The 24,180-nt window shown below is 65.2% G+C and carries 23 protein-coding genes; 3 read left to right on the forward strand and 20 right to left on the reverse strand.

Going from position 1 to position 24,180, the window contains the following annotated elements; translation table 11 throughout:
- Window positions 1-14 precede the first annotated feature (14 nt).
- The gene (gene nusA / locus GGD61_RS37465; RefSeq protein ID WP_018319418.1) at window positions 15-1,625 is read right to left on the reverse strand and encodes a transcription termination factor NusA; all 1,611 of its coding nucleotides are present in this window, start codon (window positions 1,623-1,625) and stop codon (window positions 15-17) included.
- A 2-nt stretch (window positions 1,626-1,627) separates the two neighbouring features.
- Window positions 1,628-2,383, reverse strand: coding sequence for a ribosome maturation factor RimP (gene rimP, locus GGD61_RS37470; protein ID WP_018319419.1), 756 nt, complete (start codon window positions 2,381-2,383; stop codon window positions 1,628-1,630).
- A 362-nt stretch (window positions 2,384-2,745) separates the two neighbouring features.
- Between rimP and GGD61_RS37475 the strand changes: the two genes are divergently transcribed.
- Window positions 2,746-3,828, forward strand: coding sequence for a DUF2336 domain-containing protein (locus GGD61_RS37475; RefSeq protein WP_183232236.1), 1,083 nt, complete (start codon window positions 2,746-2,748; stop codon window positions 3,826-3,828).
- Here the strand turns inward: GGD61_RS37475 and trmB are convergent.
- The 16 genes from trmB to murJ form a co-directional block, all read right to left on the reverse strand.
- Complete coding sequence (gene trmB / locus GGD61_RS37480; RefSeq protein ID WP_092251482.1) at window positions 3,825-4,535, reverse strand: tRNA (guanosine(46)-N7)-methyltransferase TrmB; 711 nt, start codon at window positions 4,533-4,535, stop codon at window positions 3,825-3,827. The genes GGD61_RS37475 and trmB overlap by 4 nt on opposite strands.
- Entirely contained in the window at window positions 4,532-5,689 is a 1,158-nt protein-coding gene (locus tag GGD61_RS37485) for a M20 family metallopeptidase (RefSeq protein ID WP_183232237.1), read from the reverse strand. The genes trmB and GGD61_RS37485 overlap by 4 nt, the downstream gene beginning before the upstream one ends.
- Window positions 5,690-5,774: 85 nt before the next feature.
- Complete coding sequence (locus tag GGD61_RS37490) at window positions 5,775-6,188, reverse strand: helix-turn-helix domain-containing protein (protein WP_018319423.1); 414 nt, start codon at window positions 6,186-6,188, stop codon at window positions 5,775-5,777.
- A gap of 221 nt (window positions 6,189-6,409) precedes the next feature.
- Window positions 6,410-8,023 carry an apolipoprotein N-acyltransferase gene (gene lnt / locus GGD61_RS37495; RefSeq protein ID WP_183232238.1) on the reverse strand — a complete coding sequence of 538 codons (1,614 nt, stop codon included), beginning with the start codon at window positions 8,021-8,023 and terminating at the stop codon, window positions 6,410-6,412.
- Window positions 8,020-9,138, reverse strand: a complete 1,119-nt coding sequence (locus GGD61_RS37500) for a hemolysin family protein (protein ID WP_246786148.1) — start codon at window positions 9,136-9,138, stop codon at window positions 8,020-8,022. Before GGD61_RS37500 ends, lnt begins: the two co-directional genes overlap by 4 nt.
- 1 nt (window position 9,139) lies before the next feature.
- Complete coding sequence (ybeY, locus tag GGD61_RS37505) at window positions 9,140-9,628, reverse strand: rRNA maturation RNase YbeY (protein WP_246786149.1); 489 nt, start codon at window positions 9,626-9,628, stop codon at window positions 9,140-9,142.
- Window positions 9,629-9,711: 83 nt separating this feature from the next.
- Window positions 9,712-10,710, reverse strand: a complete 999-nt coding sequence (locus tag GGD61_RS37510; RefSeq protein WP_018319427.1) for a PhoH family protein — start codon at window positions 10,708-10,710, stop codon at window positions 9,712-9,714.
- A gap of 64 nt (window positions 10,711-10,774) precedes the next feature.
- Window positions 10,775-12,169, reverse strand: coding sequence for a tRNA (N6-isopentenyl adenosine(37)-C2)-methylthiotransferase MiaB (miaB, locus tag GGD61_RS37515; RefSeq protein ID WP_183232241.1), 1,395 nt, complete (start codon window positions 12,167-12,169; stop codon window positions 10,775-10,777).
- A 189-nt stretch (window positions 12,170-12,358) separates the two neighbouring features.
- Window positions 12,359-13,039 (reverse strand): HAD family hydrolase, encoded by a 681-nt coding sequence (locus tag GGD61_RS37520; RefSeq protein ID WP_092251493.1) that lies wholly within the window; start codon window positions 13,037-13,039, stop codon window positions 12,359-12,361.
- 79 nt (window positions 13,040-13,118) lie between these two features.
- Entirely contained in the window at window positions 13,119-13,574 is a 456-nt protein-coding gene (locus tag GGD61_RS37525) for a Fur family transcriptional regulator (RefSeq protein ID WP_018319430.1), read from the reverse strand.
- Window positions 13,575-13,613: 39 nt separating this feature from the next.
- Window positions 13,614-14,099: a ribosomal protein S18-alanine N-acetyltransferase gene (gene rimI / locus GGD61_RS37530; RefSeq protein WP_018319431.1), complete on the reverse strand. Its 486-nt coding sequence runs from the start codon at window positions 14,097-14,099 to the stop codon at window positions 13,614-13,616.
- Window positions 14,096-14,791, reverse strand: coding sequence for a tRNA (adenosine(37)-N6)-threonylcarbamoyltransferase complex dimerization subunit type 1 TsaB (tsaB, locus tag GGD61_RS37535; protein ID WP_183232246.1), 696 nt, complete (start codon window positions 14,789-14,791; stop codon window positions 14,096-14,098). Before tsaB ends, rimI begins: the two co-directional genes overlap by 4 nt.
- A gap of 212 nt (window positions 14,792-15,003) precedes the next feature.
- Window positions 15,004-15,573, reverse strand: a complete 570-nt coding sequence (locus tag GGD61_RS37540; RefSeq protein WP_183232242.1) for a NifU family protein — start codon at window positions 15,571-15,573, stop codon at window positions 15,004-15,006.
- A 303-nt stretch (window positions 15,574-15,876) separates the two neighbouring features.
- Window positions 15,877-16,371, reverse strand: coding sequence for a universal stress protein (locus tag GGD61_RS37545; protein ID WP_026202179.1), 495 nt, complete (start codon window positions 16,369-16,371; stop codon window positions 15,877-15,879).
- A gap of 92 nt (window positions 16,372-16,463) precedes the next feature.
- Entirely contained in the window at window positions 16,464-17,516 is a 1,053-nt protein-coding gene (gene trpS / locus GGD61_RS37550; RefSeq protein ID WP_018319435.1) for a tryptophan--tRNA ligase, read from the reverse strand.
- An 82-nt stretch (window positions 17,517-17,598) separates the two neighbouring features.
- A complete protein-coding gene (gene murJ, locus GGD61_RS37555; protein ID WP_183232243.1) occupies window positions 17,599-19,131 on the reverse strand; it encodes a murein biosynthesis integral membrane protein MurJ in 1,533 nt (510 codons plus the stop codon).
- 125 nt (window positions 19,132-19,256) lie between these two features.
- On the opposite strand from murJ, the gene GGD61_RS37560 reads away from it, so the two are divergent.
- Window positions 19,257-20,258 (forward strand): adenosine kinase, encoded by a 1,002-nt coding sequence (locus tag GGD61_RS37560; RefSeq protein WP_092251499.1) that lies wholly within the window; start codon window positions 19,257-19,259, stop codon window positions 20,256-20,258.
- 153 nt (window positions 20,259-20,411) lie between these two features.
- On the opposite strand, the gene GGD61_RS37565 is transcribed toward GGD61_RS37560, so the two are convergent.
- Together GGD61_RS37565 and GGD61_RS37570 are read right to left on the reverse strand one after the other, a co-directional pair.
- The gene (locus GGD61_RS37565) at window positions 20,412-22,106 is read right to left on the reverse strand and encodes an AMP-binding protein (protein WP_092251924.1); all 1,695 of its coding nucleotides are present in this window, start codon (window positions 22,104-22,106) and stop codon (window positions 20,412-20,414) included.
- A gap of 119 nt (window positions 22,107-22,225) precedes the next feature.
- Entirely contained in the window at window positions 22,226-23,419 is a 1,194-nt protein-coding gene (locus tag GGD61_RS37570) for a serine hydrolase (protein WP_183232244.1), read from the reverse strand.
- A 347-nt stretch (window positions 23,420-23,766) separates the two neighbouring features.
- On the opposite strand from GGD61_RS37570, the gene GGD61_RS37575 reads away from it, so the two are divergent.
- A complete protein-coding gene (locus tag GGD61_RS37575; RefSeq protein ID WP_018319440.1) occupies window positions 23,767-24,087 on the forward strand; it encodes a hypothetical protein in 321 nt (106 codons plus the stop codon).
- The last annotated feature ends 93 nt before the right edge of the window (window positions 24,088-24,180 follow it).

The following is a 24,180-nucleotide window of genomic DNA, read 5'->3' on the forward strand; positions in this document are numbered from 1 at the left end:
ATTCTCCTTTGCCCTTAAGCCGGCTGATCTTCGGTCGCCTCAGCCTCCTCGGCGGGCTTGGCCAGATCGGCCTCGGTGATCCAGCCGGCCTTGACGCGGGCCTGCATGATCATCGCCTCGGCATCGTCACGGGAGATGTCGATACCGTCGAGCGCGCCGGGGAACTTGGTCTGCTCGCCGCCTTCCTTGCGTTCGGTCCAGCCGACCAGATCGTCGGTGGCGCAGCCGGCGAGGTCGTCGACCGTCTTGATGTCGTTCTCGCCGAACTTCACCAGCATCTTCGAGGTGACGCCGGGCACGTCCTTGACCGCGTCCTCGACACCGAGCTCCTTGCGCCTGGCCTCGATCTCAGCTTCCTGCTGCTCGAGATATTCGCGGGCACGGCTCTGCAGCTCCTGCGCGGTCTCCTCGTCGAAGCCCTCGATGCCGGCGAGTTCCTTGAGGTCCACCATGGCGAGTTCCTCGACCGAGGTGAAGCCTTCGGACGCCAGCAGCTGGCCGACCACTTCGTCGACGTTGAGCGATTCCATGAAGACGCGGGTGGAGTTCTCGAAGTCGGCCTGGCGGCGCTCCGATTCCTCCTGCTCGGTCAGGATGTCGATGTCCCAGCCGGTGAGCTGCGAGGCCAGACGCACGTTCTGGCCGCGGCGGCCGATCGCCAGCGAAAGCTGGTTGTTGGTGTCGGGCACGACCACCTCGATGCGCTCGCGGTCTTCGTCGATCACGACCTTGGAGACTTCGGCCGGCGCCAGCGCGTTGACCACGAAGGTCGCGATGTCGGGCGACCACGGAATGATGTCGATCTTCTCGCCCTGCAATTCGTTCACCACGGCCTGCACGCGCGAGCCGCGCATACCGACGCAGGCGCCGACCGGATCGACCGAGGAATCGCGGGAAATCACGCCGATTTTCGCGCGCGAGCCCGGATCGCGGGCAACCGCCTTGATCTCGACGATGCCGTCATAGATTTCCGGCACTTCCTGCGCGAACAGCTTCGCCATGAACTGCGGATGGGTGCGGGAGAGGAAGATCTGCGGACCTCTCGTCTCGCGGCGGACGTCGAAGATGTAGGCACGGACGCGGTCGCCGTTGCGGAAGACTTCGCGCGGCAGCATCTCGTCGCGGCGGATGATGGCTTCGCCGCGGCCGAGGTCGACGATCACGCTGCCATATTCGACGCGCTTGACGACGCCGTTGACAATGTCGCCGATGCGATCCTTGAATTCCTGATATTGCCGGTCGCGCTCGGCCTCGCGCACCTTCTGCACGATGACCTGCTTGGCCGATTGCGCGGCGATGCGGCCATATTCCAGCGGCGGCAGGGTGTCGGCGATGGTGTCGCCGACCTGGGCACCGGGATTGGCGCGTTGCGCGTCCACCAGCGAAATCTGGTTGGAATGGTTTTCGACCTTCTCGACCACCAGCATGTGGCGCGACAGCCGCAGCTCGCCCTTCTTCGGGTCGATCTCGGCATGAACGTCAGTTTCGCTGCCGTAACGGGCGCGCGCCGCCTTGGCGATGGCGTCCTCCATCGCCGCGATGACGATGCCGCGGTCGATCGATTTCTCGCGCGCAACGGCATCGGCGATCTGGAGCAACTCAAGTCGATTGGCGCTGACTGCCATGGCTAGTCTCCTTCGTCAGGCTCGATCTCGCCCCGTCGCGCGCGTTCGGCGGCCAGGCGATGCTTCTTCGTATTGGTCGGGGCCGGCTTCTTCTTCGGCCTGGTGTTCTTGGTGGTCTTTTCGCTGATCTTGGCGTGCGGCGCCTGCGGCGGCTCCAGGCCGAGATCGCGGCGCATCTGGCGCTCCTCGGCCTTGCCGCGGCGCATCGATTCGGCGATCAGCTCGTCGGTCAGCACCAAGCGGGCCTCGCCGATATCCTCCATCGTCAGGAGCACGTCGGGATCGTCGCCCGCCTTGACGTCGTCGCGACGCAGATGCACGCGATCGCCTTCGACCGGACCGATCATGCCGCGGAACCGCTTGCGCCCCTCATGGGCAACCGCCATCTCGATCTTCACCAGATGGCCGGAATAGCGCTCGAAATCGGAACGGCGGACCAGCGGCCGGTCGATTCCCGGCGAGGAGATTTCCAGCCGGTAGGCGCGATCGATGGGGTCGGCAACATCGAGCACGGGCGACAGCGCCCGCGAGATCGCCTCGCAATCCTCGAGCTGCATCGAGCCGTCCGGCCGCTCGGCCATGATCTGCACGGTGCAGCCGGCTTCCCCGGAAATGCGGATCCGCACCAGACGGTAGCCCATGCCCTCGAGCACCGGTGCTGCGACCGCGGACACACGTGCTGCCACGCCCGGCTCGACCACGAGCCTCGGCTCGGCCAGCAACTCGGCATCCGTGGAACCAGTGTTCGGTTCGGTCATATCAGGGGTCAAGGCGCTCGATGGTTAAGGCTTGGTTACGATTTTCAAAGCCCGCTTCGGAACTTCCCGACAGCGCGTCGGGCCGCATCTTCCGCCAAGCCGCGTTCGGGTAATAAAAAAGAGCGGGTCCTTTCGGGCCCACTCTCACTACGCGGATCGTATGAGAAGATGAATTGGCGCTGATATAGCGCTTTCTGTCCTCCCGGACAAGGCCCATCGCGGGCCAGACGGGGCTTTTTGCGCCCGATTCGCGGCGCCCCGGGCCTAACGCTTCCTTCACCTCGGGGGGCTAAATTCCCTGATTGTGGGGCGGCTTGGACCAAGGGCGCGCCCGCGGCGTGCCCCCTACGAGTTGCGTTTTCATGACCGTTGCCACGTCGCTCATTCCCGGACTGGACGATATCGTCAAACGCGTCGATCCGCGGCGACGCGGCGAAATCGCGCGCGCCATCTCCGAGCTGTTCTTCCAGGATTCCGCCAATCTTCGGCCCGAGCTCATCGATCTCTTCGACAACCTCCTGATCGATCTCGTCCCGCATGCGGAGCTTGCCTCGCGCGTCGACCTCGCCGAGCGCTTCTCGCACCTGAACAACGCGCCGCCGCATCTGGTCAATCAACTCGCGCGCGAGAACGAGATCATGGTGGCCGGCCCCGTGCTGCGCCGCTCGCCCGTGCTCGATGATGCCGCGCTCGTCGAGATTGCGCGGTTGAAGGGCCAGGGACATTTGCTTGCGATGACGGAGCGCCCGGCTTTGTCTCCCGTCATCACCGACGTGCTGGTGGAGCGCGGCGATCGCGACGTGGTGCGCCGCGCCGCGGGCAATGCCGGTGCGGTGTTCTCGCCTGGCAGCTATTCCGAGCTGATCAAGCGTGCGGCGCAGGACGGTGTGCTGACGCTCAAGATCGGCCAGCGTCGTGATCTCTCGGGCGAGAACCTGAAACAGCTTCTCGACGGCACGCTCGACGTCATCCGCCGCCGGCTCTCCAGCGTGGTCAATCCCGCGCGCCAGGTCGAGATCAAGCGCGCGATGGTGGCCATCGAGGAGGCCGCGCTGCCGCCGGGACCGCGGCGCGATTTCTCCGCAGCCCAGCGCACGGTGCTCAACCTGCATCGCGAGGGCCATCTCGGCGAGAGCGCACTGCTCGGCTTCGCCAAGGCGAACAAATACGAGGAATCGATCGCCTCGCTTTCGGCGATGTCCGGCGTTCGCCTCTCTGTGCTCGACCGCCTGATCGCAGGCGACCGCTACGACCCGATCCTCATTCTCGGCCGCGTGCTGAATCTCGGCTGGCCCACGGTGCGCGCGCTCATCCTGCTCTGGTACGGTCCGCATCGCACGCCGGCCGATGCCGATATCGAGGCCGCGCGCGTGAACTTCACGCGCCTGATGCCGACGACCGCCGAGCGCGTCGTCAATTTCTGGCGCAACCGGCAGACGATCTAGAGTCGTCTGAACCGCAAATACGCAGCCTTCCGTCCTTCGCGCGCGGCCTTCCGGCCGTAGCGCGTCATGGTGTAGCCCGCCCACGGCTGCCTGAAATCGTCGGAGCGTTCGGCCAGCCAGACGAAATCCTGCGAACGCGCAAGATGCGACAGCGTCCAGGCGCAGTAATCGTCGATGTCGCAGACGAAGCGGAATTCGCCGTTCGGCTTCAGCACGCGCGCCATCGCGGCGATCGTCCTGTCCTGGACGAAGCGCCGTTTCCAGTGCCGCCGCTTCGGCCAGGGATCGGGATGGATCAGGTCGATCCGCGACAGCGATGCCTTGGGCAGCCAGGCCAGCAGCTCGGCGGCATCGCCCGCGAACAGGCGGATGTTGCCGATGTTGGCGGCCTCGATCTGCGCGAGGATCTTGGCCATGCCGTTGACATAGGGCTCGCAGCCGATGAAGCCTGTCGTGGCGAAGCTCTGGGCCTCGGCCGCGAGATGCTCGCCGCCGCCGAAGCCGATCTCGAGCCGCACGTCTTCGGTCGCGGAGCCGAAGATCTCGCTTGCATCCGCCGGCGCCTCGCCGTCGATGTCGAGCGCCAGATGCGGCAGCAGTTGACCGATCAGCTCGGCCTGATGCTGCCTGAGCTTGTGCCCCTTGCGGCGTCCGAAGAACGCGCGCTCGCTGTCATCGCGACCGGGCTCCGATTTGCGCTCGCTCATCGCAGCGTCTGGTACAGGCGGTGGAGCAGCCGCGCGCGCGGCGCGAGCGACGAGATATGGAGCTGCTCATAGTGAGTGTGCGCGCCCTTGCCGTCGACGCCGAGGCCGTCGAGCGTTGCGGTATGGGCCGCGGTGAAATTGCCGTCCGAGCCGCCGCCGGTGTGGGTGTCGACCAGATCGAAGCCGATCTCGCCGGCGAGTGTCTTCGCGTGCTCGTACAGCGAGGCGCCTGCGTTGCTCTTTTCGTAGGGCGGACGGTTGAGCTCGCCGGTGACGGTGACGGTGACGCCGTCGGTCTTCGACGTCAGCCCAAGGATCTTGCCGACGAACTCCTCGGCGTCCTTGAGGCTCAGCACGCGCAGATCGACCTCGGCATAGGCCGCTTCCGGCGTGACGTTGGGGCGCGTGCCGCCACGCACCACGCCGACATTGACGCTCACGCCGCGTGTCAGGTCGTTCATCCCTTCCAGGGCGAGGATGACGTTGCCAAGCTCGCGCACGGCGCTGCGGCCGTCTTCCGGCCGCGAGCCGGCATGCGCGGGCACGCCCTTGATGAACACCTTGAAGCGTCCGACGCCCTTGCGCCCGGTGACGATCTTGCCGCCGTCGCGCGCCGGCTCCGTCACCAGCACGTATTTGGCCTTGCGCCCTTCCGTCTCGATGAGTGCGCGCGAGGTGGGACTTCCGATCTCCTCGTCGGAGGTGAACAAATGCGTGATGCCGAGCGGCGAGCGATCGGCTGTGGCACACAGCGCGGCAAACGCGTGATGGGCGATGTAGGCGCCGCCCTTCATGTCGTAGATGCCGGGACCGTACGCGACGTCGCCTTCGACCTTGAACGGCAGACGTTCGATGAATCCCATGGGATGGACGGTATCGAGATGGCTCAGCACCAGGATGCCCGGCCGGTCCTGCCCCCAATTCGAGCGCGCCATGAGATGATCGCCGCAACCATCGACGCCGGCGACGCGTTCGAGCGTGACAGGCAGATCGCGGTATTGCTCCGCGACCATTGAGATCAGCCTGTTGACCTGCTCGGGCGCTTCCGTCGGCGTCTCGACCTCCACCCAGCGGCGGATGCCATCGAGAATAGTTTGGGAATCGAACCAATTGGAGCTGGCCATGGACGCATCTGTGCCTTTGAATCGCATCATCGAAGCGGACGCGCATCAAAGCGCGGCCACAAATGACGACATAGGCCAGATTTGACGCCGTCTCAAATCGCCATTGAGCTGGCGATCAGCGCTTGTCGGGACCTTCGCGAGCCGCAATCTGCTCGACGAGATCGACGATCGAGCGGCGCATCTTCGAATCGGTAATTCGCGTGAACGCCTTGGTCAGTGCAAGTCCTTCGGACGTCGCGAGAAAGTCCGACACATAGGAAGGCGAGGCGCCTTCGCTGAAGCCATCCGGACCCGGCACGCCGCTCGGGCCGCCCTCGAACAGGAACGACACCGGCACCTGGAGAATTTCGGCGATCTGCTGGATGCGGCTCGCACCGACCCGGTTCGTGCCCTTCTCGTATTTCTGGATCTGCTGGAAAGTCAGGCCCAAAGCTTCACCGAGCTTTTCCTGGCTCATGCCCAACATGATGCGGCGCATACGCACGCGACTGCCGACATATTTGTCAACAGGGTTGGGCGCTTTCGACATTTCCTCAGCCCTCCAAACACCACCTTCAGCGCAATCAACTGGAGTGCCTCAGGTGCAAGCATCGTCAAATCAGACCCTCTTATTGGGAAACATTGCGGAGAAATTTAGCAATGCCCACTGTCTTTTGCAGCCGGTGCAGAATGGGGAGCCCATGTGCAGTCTGTCAACCGTGGGACTACGGTTGTCAAAAGTTTCCGGCCGCCTCCGCGGCGACGGCGCGATCAGGCCTTCCGCTTGGTGACACGTCGGCGGACCGCTAGAATCACGGCCAGCGCGACGAGCATGGCGGGCGGCACATCGCCAACCCGCGCATAGACGGTCGGTGATATCGCGGCAGGCAGGCTTGCATCCAAAATGCCTTCGATGCCGAGACCGAGGCTGGCGACGGTGCGGCCCATTGGATCGATCACCGCAGAGATACCGGTATTGGCAGAGCGGACCAGCGGCAATCCCAGCTCGATCGCGCGCATGCGCGACTGCTCCAGATGCTGATAGGGGCCGGTCGAGATGCCGAACCAACCGTCATTGGTGAGGTTCACGATCCAGCCCGGACGTTCGTTGCGTCCAGCCACCTCGCCGGGAAAGATTGCCTCGTAACAGATCAGCGGTAGCGCGGGCGGCGCGCCGGGCACCTGCAGCGCATGCCGCACCGTGCCGGGAATGAAGCCGCCGCGCACACGCGTCAGTTGCTCGAAACCGAGCTTCTCCATCAGTGCCTGGTAGGGAAGAAATTCTCCGAACGGCACCAAATGCAACTTGTCGTACACTGCGAGCACGCTGCCGTCGTGATCGATGACGTAGATCGAATTATAGGCACGCGTGATCGGCGTGCCGCGCGGCAGGTCGGGCGCGCGGACCGACCCCGTGATCAGCACCGTGCCCTTGGGCAGAAGATCGGCGATCTGTGCCATCGCGTCGGCTTCCCGGGTCAGGAAGAACGGAAATGCGGATTCCGGCCAGATCAGGATGGTGGCATCGCGCACGCCGGTCGATTGCGGGCCGGAGGCGCGGTCCGACAGCGCCAAATATTTTTTCATCACCTCCGACTTGGCGGCGTAATTGAATTTGGCGTCCTGCTGCAGGTTCGGCTGCATCAGGCGCAGCTTGGCGCCTGAGACCATCGTGGTCGGATGCAGCGACAGGCGGATCGCGCCGAAGATGCTCATGACAAGCAGGAGCGCGATTGCAGCCGCCGGCGCCCGCCACGCCAGGCGGCGATCGGGCGTGCGGTCGATCAGCGTCGCGGGGCTCGCGAAGATCGCAACCGTCAGGAACGTCATGCCCCACAGGCCGACCAGCGAGGCCGTCTGCGCTAGCGGCAGCGGCTCGGACAGCGCATAGCCGAACGCGTTCCAGGGAAAGCCGGTCAGCAGGTGGCCGCGCAGCCATTCGCTGACGGTGAGGCTTGCCGCAAGTGCAAGCACGCGCGTCGCGTTCTTGGTCCAGAGCAGGCGCGCCAGCGCAAAGCCGATCGCCGTGAAGATGGACAGATAGGCCGGTAGGCCGAGCACGGCGAACGGCGTCAGCCAGGCGAATACGTCGGCCTCGACGAAGAAGGCGTAGCCGATCCAGTAGAGGCCGGGGACGAAATAGCCGAGTCCGAACCAGTAGCCGGTCAGCGCCGCGGCGGGGACGCCGCGATAGCGTCCGGCGCCGGCGCCGTCGATCAGCCAGACCAGCACCGGGAAGGTGATGAACAGCACCGGGAAGAGGTTGAACGGCGCCAGCGCCAGCACGGACAGCGCTCCGCACCCCATGGCGATGACGGCGCGTTTCCATCCCCAGGCGAGAATGATGGCAAGCGCAATCTGCCGAAGTCGCTGGAACGGGCTCACTGTTGGCCGGTCCCGTCGCTTGGCGGCGGGCTGGGCGTGTCATTGGCCGGCGATGGACCGCTGTCCGGCGCAGCCTCGCGGCGCCGGCTCTCGCGCTGGGTGCGCGGCGCGGGACGCTCCTTCCGCGTCGAGATGCGCAGCCGCTTGACGCGGCGCGGATCGGCATCGAGCACCTCGATCTCGTAATTGCCGGGACCCGAGATTACCTCGCCGCGCACCGGCAGGCGCCCGACGAAGCTGACGAGATAGCCGCCCAGCGTCTCCACTTCCTCGCCGGCCTCGCCGGTGACGAAATCCTCGCCGATCACCGAGCGGACGTCGTCGAGGCTGGCGCGGGCGTCGGCGATGAAGGCATTGTCGGGCAGCCGCACGATCGAGGGCGGCTCGTCGCTGTCGTGCTCGTCGTCGATCTCGCCGACGATCTGCTCGACGATGTCCTCGAGCGAAACCAGCCCGTCGCTGCCGCCATATTCGTCGACCACCAGCGCGAGGTGAATGCGCGTGGCCTGCATCTGCGCGAGCAGGTCGATCGCCCGCATCGACGGCGGCACGTAGAGCAGCTTGCGGATGATGCGCGCTTCCTCGAGTGGCAGCGCGAGATCGACGGCGCGGAGGTCGAGCCCGGCCGGCAGCGGCTTCTTGCGCTTGGTCTTGGTGGCTTCCGGCACGCGCGCACGCGCGGTCATAAAGGCGAGCAAGTCGCGGATGTGGACGATGCCGACGGGATCGTCCAGCGTCTCGTTGTAGACCACGAGGCGCGAATGGCCGGCGCTCTCGAAGCGGTCCATCAACTCGCCGAGCGGGATGTCGCGCTTCACCGCGACGACGTCGGCGCGATGGACCATGACGTCGGCGATGCGGCGCTCGTGCAGACCGAGGATGTTGCGCAGCATGGTGCGCTCGACCGCCGAGAAGCCGGTGTCGTCGGGCGTGGTCGCATCGAGCACGACCTGGAGGTCGTCGCGCACCGATCCCGCCTTCCAGCCGAACAGCGTGCGGATGGCGCGCAGGAGCCAGCCATCGGCGGTCGGGCGCATCACCTCGCCCTGGGTCACCACGGCCGGCAGATTGGCCGTGTGGCGTGGATTGTCCTGAATCGGGTCGGAGTCCGGCATCTCAGTGCGTCCCTGCGCGGTCTGCATAGGGATCGGGAATTCCAAGGTGAGCCAGGATCTGCGTCTCCAGGGCTTCCATCTCCGCGGCGTCGCTGTCGTTCTCGTGATCGTAGCCGATCAGGTGCAGGAAGCCGTGCACCGCGAGATGGCTCAAATGGTGGTCGAACGGCTTGTGTTCCTCGTCCGCCTCGCGCCGCATGGTCTCGTAGGCGATCGCGATATCGCCGAGCATGCGCGGCGCATCGCCCGGCTTCCACTCGCCCTCCGGCTGGAGTGCGGGAAACGACAGCACGTTGGTCGGCTTGTCGATGCCGCGCCAGTTGCTGTTGAGGGTGCGGATGCCGGCATCATCGGTCAGCATCACCGCCACTTCCGCGTCGGCGACGTCTTCGTCGACACTCTCGGCGGCGGCCGCAACCGCGCGCTGGATCACGGCTTCGGAATCGGGCTCGCGCTGCCAGCAATCGGCGACGACGAGGACCTCAGTCATGGGAAGGTTCGGATGTGACATTGTCTTTGTTCGGAACGATGAGGCGCCTTCATCCGCGTCCTCTGGGTCCGGCTGTTGCCTCGTCAGGATTTGCCGGCGGCCGGCCGCTGCGGCGAGCCTTCGTAAGCGGCAACGATTCGCGCCACGAGTTCGTGGCGGATCACGTCCTCGGCTTTGAAATGAACCTGGGCAATGCCCTCGACGCCGCCCAGGAGGCGGGTCGCTTCGGCCAGGCCCGAGGTCTGGCCGTTCGGCAGGTCGATCTGCGAGGGATCGCCGGTCACGATCATGCGGCTGTTCTCGCCGAGGCGCGTCAAAAACATCTTCATCTGCATCGACGTGGTGTTCTGCGCCTCGTCCAGGATGATGGCGGCGTTGGTGAGGGTGCGGCCGCGCATGAAGGCGAGCGGCGCGATCTCGATCTCGCCGGTCTGGAGTGCGCGCTCGACGATGCGCGCATCCATGAGGTCGTAGAGCGCGTCGTAGATCGGGCGGAGATAAGGATCGACCTTCTCGCGGAGATCACCGGGCAGGAAGCCGAGCCGCTCGCCGGCTTCCACCGCCGGCCGCGACAGGATGATCTTGTCGACCTCCTTGCGCTCGAACAGCTGCGCGGCATGTGCGACCGCGAGCCAGGTCTTGCCGGTGCCGGCCGGGCCGATGCCGAACACGAGCTCGTGGCGCTTCAGCGCGCGGATATAGGAGTCCTGGGCGGCGGTGCGCGCGCGCACCGGACGCTTGCGCAGATTGATGCTGTCGAAGGTCGCCCCTTTGGCCGATTTGGCGTCGAACTCGAACAGCGAGCCTTGGGCGATGACCGCGCGGATCGCGCCCTCGACCTCGCCCTGGTCCAGATCCTGCCCCTTCACGGCCTGCGCGTAGAGCATCTCCAGCACGCGGCGTGCGGCGTCGCAGCCGTCGCGCGTGCCGCCGATCGTGATGTGGTTGCCCTTGGAATCGACGACGACGCCGAGCCGCCGCTCGATCTGCGCCAGATGCTGGCCGTAGGGGCCGACCAGCGCGGAAGCGGCGCGGTTGTCGTCGAAGTCGATGACGACCTGGGTCTCGGGCGGAACTTGCATGTCGCGGTCAAATTTACGGCTGGGAGCGAGAGAAGACGAATCCGATGCGCTTTTTGGCAAGGGTTCAGGCTCCGATGGCTGGCGATAAAGCGGGCTCGCGCGCCCCACGCGGCGTCACGAGCTCACCGAGAAAGCTGTAGCGTTCGAGGCTGTCGATCCTGACAGGCAGGATGTGTCCGATGATGTCGGGCGAGGCCATCACATGGGCGGGCTGCAGGAATGCGGTGCGGCCGACGATCTGGCCGTCCTTGCGCGCCGGACGCTCGAACAGCACGTCGACCGTTGAGCCAATCGCGGCCTTGTTGAAGGCCGATTGCTGGCTGTCGATCAGTTCCTGGAGCCGCTCCAATCGCTGGTCCATCTCGGCGGGGGACACCGTCTCCTGCATGTCCGCGGCCGGCGTTCCCGGCCGGGCGGAGTATTTGAACGAATAAGCCGCAGCGTAGCCGATTTGCGTGACAAGCGCGAGGGTGGCGAGAAAATCTTGCTCGTCCTCGCCGGGGAAACCCACGATAAAATCTGATGAAAAAGCAATGTCTTGGCGCGCGGCGCGGAAACGGTCGATGACCCGCCGATAATCATCGGCGGTATGTTTCCGGTTCATGGCCGCCAGAATGCGGTCCGAACCCGATTGCACCGGCAGGTGCACGAACGGCATCAGGGCACCGAGATCGCGATGGGCGGCAATCAGGCTGTCGTCGACGTCGCGGGGGTGGCTGGTCGAATAGCGCAGCCGCGCGATGCCGGGAATTGTCGCCAGATGCTCGAGCAGCCTGCCGAGCGGCCAGGTTTTCCCGTCTGGTCCCTCGCCATGATAGGCGTTGACGTTCTGCCCGATCAGCGTCAGCTCGCGCACGCCGTTGTCGGCGAGCCGCTTCACATCGTCGACGATCTTGGCGACAGGGCGCGAGACTTCCGAGCCGCGCGTGTAGGGCACGACGCAGAAGGTGCAGAACTTGTCGCAACCTTCCTGCACCGTGACGAAAGCGGAAATGCCGCGCGCCCGGATCGCGTCGGGCTTGGGTTGAGCCAGGAAGCCGAACTTGTCCTGGGCCGGAAACTCGGTCTCGATCGCGCGGCCTTCGTTGCCGGCGCGCTTCAGCAGCTCCGGCAGGTGATGATAGCTCTGCGGTCCGACCACGACATCCACGACAGGCGCGCGGCGCACGATCTCCTCGCCCTCGGCCTGCGCGACGCAGCCGGCAACCGCGATCTGCATGGCTCGCCCGCCGCGCGCAGCCTCGTCCTTGGCGACACGCAATCGGCCCAGCTCCGAATAGACCTTTTCGGACGCCTTCTCGCGGATGTGGCAGGTGTTGAGGATGACGAGGTCGGCGTCTTCAGCGCTGGCCGTCTCCACGAATCCTTCCGGAGCCAGCGTGTCCACCATGCGCTGGGCATCGTAGACGTTCATCTGGCAGCCATATGATTTGATGTGCAGCTTGCGCGGCGGCGTCATGGAACCTGGAATGGAGGTGGAGAACGGCCTTCAAATATAGGTTGGAGGGACGAAAATCCAGCGAATGGAGCCTCTTGAGCCGTCATTCCGGGGCGCGACGCAGTCGCGAACCCGGAATCCGGGAGGTTTTGGGCGAGATTCCGGGTTCACGCCTCCGCGCGTGCTCCGGAATGACCGGGAAGAAGCCCCTCAGCCCGCCAGGACATCCGCGCCGACCCGCCGGACCAACTCCGGCAATTGATGCATGTCGGCAAAGGTCAAGTCAGCGCCGGCCTGACGCAGGGTCTCGGCATGGCCCTCCCCGCAGTGGCTGCCCCCGTAAAAGCCGAACACCGTCATGCCGGCGGCCCGGGCGCCGGCAATTCCGGCCAGGCTGTCCTCGATCACGACACACCGTTCGGGCGGCAGGCCCATTTCGTTCGCCGCGAACAGGAACAGGTCCGGCGCCGGCTTGCCGTTCTTCACCTGCGAGGCCGAGAAGATATTTGGCGCGAGACGTTCGTAGAGGCCGGTGCTTCCCAGGCTGACGCGCATGCGCTGGTGCGAGCCGCTAGAGGCGACGCAGACGGCTTGCGTGACGACATCAAGCACATCGCGAATGCCGCGGATCGCCTCGAGGTCGGCCTCGAACGAGCGGAACAGCTCGTCCTGCAGATCGCCGTGATAGGCCTCGGGCAGCTTGCGGCCAAGCTCGGTCTCGATCTCCAGATTGGCCTGCCGCGTTGAGCGGCCGAGGAAACGTTCGAACACCTGCTCCGAGGTGATCGGATAGCCGTGCCGCGTCAGCACGTCGGCATGGGCGCGACAGGAGATCACCTCGCTGTCCACGAGTACACCGTCGCAATCGAAGATGATGAGGTCTATCGGCACTAAGGCATGATCCGGAAAAGTGTGTAGCGGTTTTCCCGCGCGACAAACGCGAAACGCGTTTGCGCGGAGATCATGCCACTCAAGACGTCGGCTTGTCGTCGTCGAGCGGGACGCAATAGAGCTCGAGCCGGTGATCGACCAGCCGGTAGCCGAGCTTGCGGGCGATTTCCGCCTGCAGCTTCTCGATCTCCTCGGAGGTGAACTCGATCACCTTGCCGTCGCGCAGATTGATGAGGTGATCGTGATGGCTGTCGCGCATCTGCTCGTAGCGCGCGCGGCCCTCGCGGAAATCATGGCGCTCGATGATGCCGGCATCCTCGAACAGCTTGACGGTGCGATACACGGTCGAGATCGAGATCTTGTCGTCGACGGCAACGCAGCGCCGGTACAGTTCCTCAACATCGGGATGATCGATCGCCTCCGCGAGCACGCGGGCGATGACACGGCGCTGCTCGGTCATGCGCATGCCGGTGGCGGCACAGCGCGCCTCGATGCCGGACGCCTTGGACGCGGAAGAAGGTTTCAGTGCGGTCATAGTTTGTCTGCCTGGCGGGGGCGCTTTCTGCCACCAATGTTACGACAAGTCACGTCGCATCAGAAGGGCGTTCAATTGTTCCCCGTTCGGCTGCTTATAGTAGCGTTCGCGGCGCCCGACCACCACGAATCCGGCCCTCTCGTAGAGCCGCCGCGCCGGCTGGTTATTTTCCTCAACTTCGAGAAATATTGTGCGCACGCCGCGCCCCGCGAGGTGGCCGAGATGGGTCATCAGCAGCGTGCGGGAGAGACCGCGGCCGCGATAGGCCTCGTCCACCGCGATCGAGAGGATTTCCGCTTCATCCGCCCCGATCCGCGACACCGCGAATCCGACGGTCCTGCGGCCGAGGCGCAACCGGTGCACCAGCGTGTTGCGCTCACTGAGCATGCTCTCGAATTCGCCCTCGCCCCAGCCGCGCGCGAAGGAGGCGCCATGAAGCTGCGCCAGCTGAGCGGCGTCACGCACGGATGCGGGCTCGACGGCGGCGGTGCCGCCGCGCCACCATTCCGACAGCCATCTCATCATGGGGTCGCGGCTTGTGCTGCAAATGGCGGCTGTGCCGCCGGCTTGGCATCGGGCGCCTTCAGATAGAACGGCCGCGCCGGATTCGTCGCGGGATCGGCGGCAGCGCCGAGCCATGCGACCCAGCCGATATCGGGCGCAGGCTGCGCGTCGACCGCGACCGGCTGCGGGACATCCTTCGGCCAGCGGTCGGCGAGGATGTTTGCTGCATTGCCGACCAGATGCGGCGCGCCGAATTGCGAGGCCGCGATCGCCTCGTCGATGGGAGCGACGCTCGGCCGCACCAGCTGGCTGCCGTCGCCGGCGACGATCTGGAAATAGACATGGTCGTGCCGCGCGTCGATTGCAGAGATCACGGGTGCCGATTTGCTCTGGCCGACGATGGCGGCGGCATAGGCCGACAAGGTGGTCAGGCCGATCGCCGGCCGCTCGGCCGCAAGCGCAAGGCCGCGCGCCGCCGAAATGCCGACGCGCAGGCCGGTGAAGCTTCCGGGGCCGATAGTGACCGCGATGCGGTCGAGCGAGGTGAAGGCGAGATTGGCCGATTGCATGACGCGCGCGATCATCGGCATCAGCGCCTCAGCGTGACCGCGCTTCATCAGAAGCTGCTCCTGCGCAACGAGCTCGGCCGTTTCGGTGTCGAGTACGGCGACGGAGCAGGCGTCGAGCGCGGTATCGATGGCGAGGATCAGCATGGACAAGCGAATGGCGAGTGGTGAATGGCGAATAGTCTAGCGAACCAGGCACCGATACGCCATTCGTCACGCACGATTTGCAGGCCTCCGATATGACTTACTTCGTAGGGTGGGCAAAGGCGCACTTGCGCCGTGCCCACCACCTTTATCTTATGGCGGAAATGGTGGGCACGCTTCGCTTTGCCCACCCTACGGCACCTACGATGCCGCGCTTACATCGGCCGGACTTCGAGCACGTCGGGCACGAAGTGCTTCAGCAGGTTCTGGATGCCGTGCTGGAGGGTCGCGGTCGATGACGGGCAGCCGGAGCAGGCGCCCTTCATGTTGAGATAGACGATGCCGTCCTTGAAGCCGCGGAAGGTGATGTCGCCGCCGTCATTGGCCACCGCCGGCCGCACGCGGGTCTCGATCAGGTCCTTGATCATGTCGACCGTTTCGGCATCGGCCTCGTCGAAGAACTCGTCCTCGTCGTCGAGATCGGTATCGCTGTGCGCTTCGCCTCCGGCGAGCAGCGGCGCGCCGGACATATAGTGCTCCATGATGGCGCCGAGGATCGCGGGCTTGAGCTGCTGCCATTCACCGTTCGCCTTGGTCACGGTGATGAAGTCCGATCCGTAGAACACGCCGGTGACGCCGGGCACCTCGAACAGCTTTTCGGCCAGCGGCGAGCGGGCGGCGGCTTCGCGGCTCGCAAATTCCATCGGGCTGCCGTCGACCACGACGCGGCCCGGAATGAACTTCAGCGTGGCGGGATTGGGGGTGGCTTCGGTTTGAATGAACATGGTTTTCTCCAGACGTCGCCGGTTCAAGGCCGGCGCGTGCTCTATCCACTAGCAGATGGCGACGGAGAACGCACGATCAAGGGGATGTGAGATATTAGTCTATGAATTTCAGAGGGTTGGCTTCGCTTTACCCTCCCCTGGAGGGGGAGGGTCGATCGCGCGCAGCGCGAGCGGGGTGGGGTGATCTCTCAACACGGGCAGTGTGCGAGGTGGACAGACCGTCACCCCACCCCGCTATGCATTCCGCTTCGCTGCATGCGTAGCGACCTTCCCCCTCCAGGGGAGGGCAAGAAGAGCAGCAGCCTACGATAGCGAATCCACGCTCTGGTCGCTGAGCGCGCCGGAAATGATGGTCACGGGAATCGGGAAGGTTCCGACCGCGTGGGCCAGCAGCGCGACCAGGGGGCCAGGCCCTTCCGCGCCCGGATTGGCGGCGAGCACCAGCATGGCGATATCAGGGTCCTCGTCGATCACTGCCAGCAGTTGCTCCATCGGCACACCCTCGCGGATTACCCGCTCCGGGGTGATTGCGGCGATGCCGTTGGCGCGGCCGGCGGCACGGTCGAGCGCGGCCTCCGCCGCTTCCTGCGCTTCGGCGCGCATGATGTCGGCGACCCCCAGCCATTCCTGGCTCTGCTGTTCGGGTTCGATGATGCGCAGCATCACTACGCCGCCGCCGGCGCGGATCGCCCAGCGGCTGGCATAGTAGACCGCGCGATCCCATTCGGCGGTGTCGTCGACGACGACGAGGCATTTGGGCTTGTGACCCGGCTCGAAGCAAAGGCGCTTGCTGGTCATGCATCTCCCGGCATGTGCACGGCCGGCATGCTGCCACACTCCCGCAGGGTTGGGGAGAGGAGATGCGGCCGGCGCGCTGGCGCCGACCGTCTCTATCGTCGGCGGATGAAGCCGACGATGTCCTTGGAGAGCTTCATCGTCTCGTCGGCGATGGCGCGGGCCCGGTCGGAACCTTCATTCAGGATCGAATCGATATGGCCGGGGTCGGCGACGAGGCGCTTCATCTCGCCGGCGATCGGCGCCAGCTTGGTGACGCACAGCTCCGCCAGCGCGTTCTTGAAGCTGGAGAACTGGCCGCCGCCGAATTCGCGCAGCACGTCCGCCTTGGGGCGGCCGGAGAGCGCGGCGAAGATGCCGACGAGGTTGTCGGCCTCGGGACGGGCTTCCAGGCCCTTCTCCTCTGACGGCAACGGCTCCGGATCGGTCTTCGCCTTGCGGATCTTCTGCGCGATGGTGTCGGCGTCGTCGGTCAGATTGATGCGCGAATTGTCCGACGCATCGGACTTCGACATCTTCTTGGTGCCGTCGCGCAGGCTCATCACCCGCGTCGCCGGGCCCGTGATCAGGGGCTCCGGCAGCGGGAAGAACAGCCCGTCATTGGCCCCGAGGTTGCGGATCGAGTCGCCAAAGTCGTTGTTGAACTTCTGCGCGATGTCGCGCGAGAGCTCGAGATGCTGCTTCTGGTCCTCGCCGACCGGCACATGGGTGGCGCGATAGAGCAGGATGTCGGCCGCCATCAGCACGGGATAGTCGAACAGGCCGACGGAGGCATTCTCGCGGTCCTTGCCGGCCTTTTCCTTGAACTGGGTCATGCGGCCGAGCCAGCCCATGCGCGCGACGCAGTTGAAGATCCAGGCGAGCTCGGCATGGCCGGAGACCTGGCTCTGGTTGAACACGATGTGCTTCTTGGGATCGATGCCGCTCGCGATGAACGCCGCGGTCACCTCGCGGGTGTTGCGCGCGAGCTCGGCCGGCCCGCCCCAGACGTCCACCCCTTGCGTGATCGCGTGCATATCCACGACGCAATAGATGCAGTTGTGGGTTTCCTGCATCTTCACGAAGTTGACGATTGCGCCGAGGTAATTGCCGAGATGCAGATTGCCCGTCGGCTGGACGCCCGAAAAGACCCGTTCAACGAATGGCATGGTAAGCCTTCCCATAGGTATTCGGCCGTCGTTTCCAACAGCGGCGCTGCCCCGTCAAGGGTAATTCGCAAGCGCAGCCCGTTCAGACGGGCCGCTTCAAGGCGTTAACCGCCTCGCGCCACGAGGCCGCGCCCAGGATCTGCAGCAGCAGGCCATAGACCGCGATGCCGGCCCCGATCTGCAGGCCCAGCGCTACGAAGCGGATGAAGCCATGCGCGTCTGAAGGCACAAGGCCCGTGGTCAGCCAGAGCAGGGCGCCCATGGCGGCTGCGGCGAGCACGATCCGCGGCAGCCGGTTGCGGGCAGCAGTGTCGACCGAGAAGCCGAACTCCCTGGTGCCCTTCCGAAGCAGCGAGAGCGCGCCACTCCAGGCGCCGGCCGCGATGCTCGCCGCGATCCCGCTGGCGCCAAAGAAATGGCCGAGCAGCACGGCGAGCACGACCGCCACCACAAAGCCTTTGGCCGTCGCGAGCAGCGGCGTCATCGTGTCGCTGCGGGCATAGAAGGCCGGCGACAGCGCCTTGATCAGCACGTGCGCTGGCAGGCCCAGCGCCAGCCACATCAGCGCGTGCGCGGTCGCCGCGCTATCATCCGCGCTGAACGCGCCATGCTCGAACAACAGCCGCACGATCGGCTCGGCCAGCACGATCAGGCCGAGCGTGGCGGGGAGCGCCAGCCCGGTCGCCAGCTCCAGCGCCCGCGATTGCGCGTGCGCCACCGCATCACGGTCACCGCCGCTCACGGCGCGCGTCAGTTCCGGCACCAGCACGGTGCCCATGGCGACGCCGACAATGCCGAGCGGCAGCTCGATCAGGCGGTTGGCGAAATAGAGCCAGGACACCGCGGACGGCGTCGCCGATGCGATGATCGCGCCCGCGACCATCAGCCATTGCGGTCCCGAGCTTGCGATCATGCCGGGGATCGCCTTGGCGAAGAAGCTGCGCATCTCCTTGTCGAAACTGACGCGCAGAGGCGTGGCAAGGCGCGCACTGCGCTGCGACAGCAGCATCAGGAGTTGCAGCAAGCCGGCGATGCCAACGGTGGCCGCCAGCAGCCACGCGGCGAAGCCGGCGTCGGCGTGCCAGACCAGGAGCAAAGCGATCGCGGCGATCAGCGCGATGTTGAACAGCAGCGGCGAGAACGCGGTGAGCGCAAATCGCCCTTGCGCATTCAGCAGGCCCATCAGCACGGTGACGGGACCGGCGAAGGCGAGATAAGGCAGCATCAGCCGCGCGTTCTGGACCGCGAGATCGAGCGTGCCGGTACCGAGAAAGCCGGGCGCGATGACCGTCATGATCAGCGGCATCAGCAGGGCAATCACGAGCGAGATCGCAATCAGCGCCGCACTGACCGTGCCGAGCACGCGTCCGGCGAACGCCGCCGCAGCCGCCGGGCCGTCGCGGTCACGGATGCGCAGCCAGGCCGGGACCAGCGCCGCGTTCAGCGCGCCTTCGCTGAGCAGGCGGCGCACCACATTGACCAGCTGGAAGGCAGCCAGGAATGCGTCCGCCACGGCGCCGGTGCCAAGCAGCGCCGCGATCAGGGAATCGCGGGCAAAGCCCAGCAGCCGCGAGGCCAGTGTTCCCGTCGAGACGGTCAGGAAGGAGCGGATCATCGGCTCTTTATCATACCGTTGCTTGCTCGCGCAGGCCCGGTCGTGATAGGCCGCGAGCCAGATTTCAGGCCGACAGGAAGCGGATTTCCGCAGGGTTCGCAATCCGCCAAACAGGATCAAGGTGAATGGCTGACGTGAAATATGACGTTCTCGGCATCGGCAACGCGCTGTTCGACGTGCTGGTCAGGACCGACGAGGCCTTTTTGGGCAAGCATGGCATGACCAAGGGCAGCATGTCCCTGATCGACGAGGCGCGGGCGGCCGCCATCTACAAGGACATGGGGCCGGCCACGGAAGTCTCGGGGGGATCTGCCGCCAACACCATCGTCGGCATCGGCAGCTTGGGAGCACGTGCCGCCTATGTCGGCAAGGTCAAGGATGACCAGATCGGCAAGCTCTATGTCCATGACATCCGCGCTGCCGGCGTCGCCTTCAACACGCCCGCCGCGCAGGACGGCCCCGCCACCGGCTGTTCCTACATCCTGGTCACCGGTGACGGCGAGCGCACCATGAACACCTATCTCGGCGCCGCCCAGGATCTTTCGCCCGCCGACATCGATCCGGCGGAGATCGCCGGCGCCGGCATCGTCTATCTCGAGGGTTATCTCTGGGACCCCAAGAACGCCAAGGACGCCTTCGTCAAGGCGGCCAAGATCGCCCATGATGCCAAGCGCAAGGTGGCGCTGACGCTGTCGGATTCCTTCTGCGTCGATCGCTATCGCGACGAGTTTCTCGCGCTGATGCGCAACGGCACCGTCGACATCGTCTTTGCCAACGAATCCGAGCTGCATTCGCTCTACATGACCTCGGATTTCGACACCGCCCTGAAGCAGCTGCGCAACGACGTCAGTCTCGGCGTGGTCACCCGCAGCGAGAAGGGCTGCGTCGTGGTGACGCCGACCGACGCCGTCGCAGCCCCGGCCTCGCCGGTCACGAAACTGGTGGACACCACCGGCGCCGGCGATCTCTTCGCAGCGGGCTTCCTCTACGGCCTTTCACGTAACCTCGCGCACAAGCAGTGCGGCGAGCTCGGCGCGCTCGCGGCCGCCGAAGTGATCCAGCACATCGGCGCACGTCCGCTTGTGTCGCTGAGGGAGCTGGCCCAGCAGCGCGGGCTGACGGTTTAGAAAAGTCGCGCACCAGCCTCGCTGTCATCGTCCGGCTCGACCGGGCGATCCAGTATTCCAGAGGCGGTTGTGATTGAATCGAGAAGCTGCAGTGTACTGGATTCCCCGCCTCCGCGGGGAATGACAGCGATTGCGTGGCAAAGTGTTCAGTCCTCACGCTGTCTTCGCCGCTTTCAGTCCCAGCCGCTCCTCAACGGCATCGCGCATCACGAATTTCTGGATCTTGCCCGTGACCGTCATCGGGAATTCATCGACGAACTCGACGTACCGCGGGATCTTGTTGTGGGCGATCTGGCCGTCGCAGAAGGCGCGGACCTCCTCGGCCGTCAGCGTCTCGCCCGGCCTGACGCGGATCCAGGCGCAGAGCTCCTCGCCGTAGCGGGTGTCGGCGACGCCAAAGATCTGCACGTCCTGGATCTTGGGGTGACGGTATAAAAACTCCTCGATCTCGCGCGGGTAAAGGTTCTCGCCGCCGCGGATCACCATGTCCTTGATGCGGCCGACGATGTTGCAATAGCCGGCGGCATCGATGGTGGCGAGGTCGCCGGTGTGCATCCAGCCATTGGCGTCGAGCACGTCGGACGTTTTTTCCTTCTCCTCCCAATAGCCCAGCATGACGCTGTAGCCGCGGGTGCAGAGCTCGCCGCGTTCGCCCCGCTTGACGATTTTGCCTTCGAGATCGACGACCTTGACCTCGACGTGTGGATGAATGCGCCCCACCGTGGAGACGCGCCGTTCGAGCGGATCGTCAGTCGCGCTCTGGAAGCTCACCGGGCTGGTCTCGGTCATGCCATAGGCGATGGTGACCTCGCGCATGTTCATCTCGGTGTTGACGCGCTTCATCACCTCGATCGGGCAGGGCGCGCCGGCCATGATGCCGGTGCGCAGTGATTTCAAATTGAAATTCTTGAATTCGGGGTGATCGAGCTCCGCGATGAACATGGTCGGCACGCCATACAGCGCGGTGCATTTCTCCTGCTCGACCGCGCGCAGCGTCGCGAGCGGATCAAAGCCCTCGCCCGGGTAGACCATGGTGGTGCCGAGCGTGACCGAGGCAAGGTTGCCCATCACCATGCCGAAGCAATGATAGAGCGGCACCGGAATGCAGATGCGATCCTGCTCCGTCAGCCGCATCGCGCGTCCCGTGAAATAGCCGTTGTTGAGGATATTGTGGTGGGTCAGCGTGACGCCCTTTGGCGATCCCGTGGTGCCGCTGGTGAACTGGATGTTGACGGGGTCGTCGAACTGGAGCGCAGCACCGAGCGCGGCAAGTTTTTCGCGATGCTCCGCTCGGCCCATGCGCGCGACCTCCTCGAACGCGACAGTGCCTGAGGCCGCCGGGCCGCCGATCTGGATCACCATCCGCAAGGCCGGCAATCGCGCCGCCTGCAGCTGTCCGGGCTTTGCGCCCGCCAGCTCCGGCAACAGCGTGTTGAGCATGTCCATGTAGTTGCTGGTCTTGAACGCGGTTGCCGTGACGATTGCAGCGCAGCCGACCTTCTTCAGGGCGAATTCGAGCTCGCTGAGGCGGTAGGCCGGATTGATCGTCACAAGGATCAGGCCGGCTTTGGCGGCGGCGAATTGGGTCAGCGTCCATTCCGGCCGGTTCAGCGACCAGATGCCGATCCGCTCCCCGCGTTCGAGCCCGAGCGCGAGAAAGCCGGCGGCGAGCGCATCGACCCGCTCGGCGAATTCTCTCCAGGTCCATCTGACGCCGTGGCTGGGCGAGACCAGCGCCTCGCGATCGCCCCAGCGCCGCACGGCGCGGTCGAGGCTGCGGCCAATGGTGTCGCCGAGCAGCGGCGTGTCCGAGATGCCGCAAACGTAGCTGTCGGCTTTATGTGCCAGATCGTCCGCCAAGTTCGTCTCCTCAAAGCTGGTGCCTCGTGCCTGAAGCCGATGGCCTTGGGCACGAGGTTATCGATTGCGGCGAAGGCGCGCGACGCCGCGCACCTCATACTAAGTGGCTAGGCCGCCTTCTGCCCGCTCCCCGCATCGAGCCCGGCGTACACCCCGCGCTCGAAGCCCGCGAATGTCTCCAGGCACTTTCCATCCGCGAACGGCAGCAGGTGCATCAGGATCACCCCGGTGACGTCACGCGCCGGGTCGATCCAGTAATAAGTGTTTGCAAGGCCCGCCCAGGCGAGGCTGCCGGCGCTGCGGCCTTCAGCCGTCTTGGCGGTGTTGATCATGAAGCTGAGGCCCCACTTCTTGACCTGCTCCGGATAGAGATCGACGTCGTTGGTGTACATGGGCGCCGCCGTCGTCATCTTGGTCATGTTGAGATCGCCCATCTGGTTCTGGCTCATCATGGCGATCGTATCGGCCTTCAGCACCTGGTTGCCGTTGCCGCTCCCCTTGTTCAGGATCATCTGGGTGAATTTGATGTAGTCGGCTGCGGTCGAATAGAGGCCGCCGCCACCCATGTGGAATTCCGGATTCTGCTCGAGCTCGAACGGGATCGATGCGAGCTGCCCGTCCTCGCCGCGCGCGTGCATGCCGACGAGGCGCTTGCGCATGCTGTCGGTGATCTTGAACGCCGTGTCGCTCATGCCGAGCGGCGCGAAAAGATTGTCGCGCAGGTAGGCGTCCAGCCGCTTGCCGCTGACGGCTTCCACGGCCTTGCCGACGAAATCGATGTTGGTGCCGTATTCCCAGCGCGTGCCGGGATCGGTCATGACAGGCGTCTTCAGCGCCGCGTTCTGGCAGGTGGTGATCGCGGGAATGCCGTTCTTGTCGAGATAGACCGCCAGATCGCCGTTCCACATGTTGTAGCAGAAGCCGGCGGTGTGGGTCATCAGCTGGCGCAGCGTGATCGGCCCCTTGGCCGGCCGTAGCTTCGCCTCGCCCTTGGCATCGAAGCCCTCGAGCACTTGCGGATTGGCGAGATCGGGCAGCACGTCGCCGATCGGCGCGTCCAGCGACAGTTTGCCCTGCTCGACCAGCTGCATCGCGCCCGCCGATGTCACCGCCTTCGTCATCGAGGCGATCCAGAACACGCTGTCCGCTGTCATCGCGTCGGGCTTGGACAGGTCGCGCTTGCCGAACGAGCCCTGATACAGCACGTCGTTACCGCTGGCGGCGATGGCGACGACGCCGGGGATCTCCTTGGCGTCGCTCTTCTGACGCAGAATCTCGTCGATCTCAGCTCTGCTTTGCATGGCGTTTCCTCGAGTTTGATTATTGTTGGCAGTAATCGATTGTCCTCCCGCACGCTCCGCGCGGCAAGCGCGTCCAGATGCCCGCTTCGGTCGCGATGTCGTGACTTGACGGTCCGTGCCCCACGCAGGACGACAAGCAGGCCGAACGGCAACACTCCGTCACAATCTGCGGTGGATGACCGCATCTCGCCGTGACCGTGAATGGGCGCTGGCGATATGATTCCTGTGTTTGAAGCACTTGAAACATTTTGTGCGTTGCGGCGTTCAGCACTCGGCCAATCGACGGCCGACGTTAAGACTTGATGCAAATTTGGCGGTCGCCGAGCGGCCGCGAGGGGGGACCTCAGATGATTTCGACCTGGAGCGAATGGAAGCGCTATCCCCGTCCCGGACGGGGCGAGAACCTGGAGGCGCCGATCTCGCCTGGGATCTACGAGGTGCGGATCGCCGGGACCGGCGCGCTCTATTCCTTCGGTGCAGTCGACAATCTGGCGCAGGCGCTGGCGCTGCTGCCGGTGGGCTCGAAGAACTGGTTTGGCCGCCGCAACCCGTCCGACGTTCCCGATCTCGAATACCGTACCTGCGCAACCTCGTCGAAGGCCGACGCCAAGGCCGCGGCCGAACGCATGATCGGTCGCCGCGAGACCTATATGAGCGGCGCGGCCTAAGGCCGCTGCCGGTTTAGCTCCCATCAGATGTGCGTTGTGGGACGGTGCATTGCGCGCTGCTTGTCCCTATATTCCGGCCGATCCGATCGCCCC

It is taken from the genome of Bradyrhizobium sp. SBR1B, from assembly GCF_014198205.1.
Taxonomy (GTDB): Bacteria; Pseudomonadota; Alphaproteobacteria; order Rhizobiales; family Xanthobacteraceae; genus Bradyrhizobium.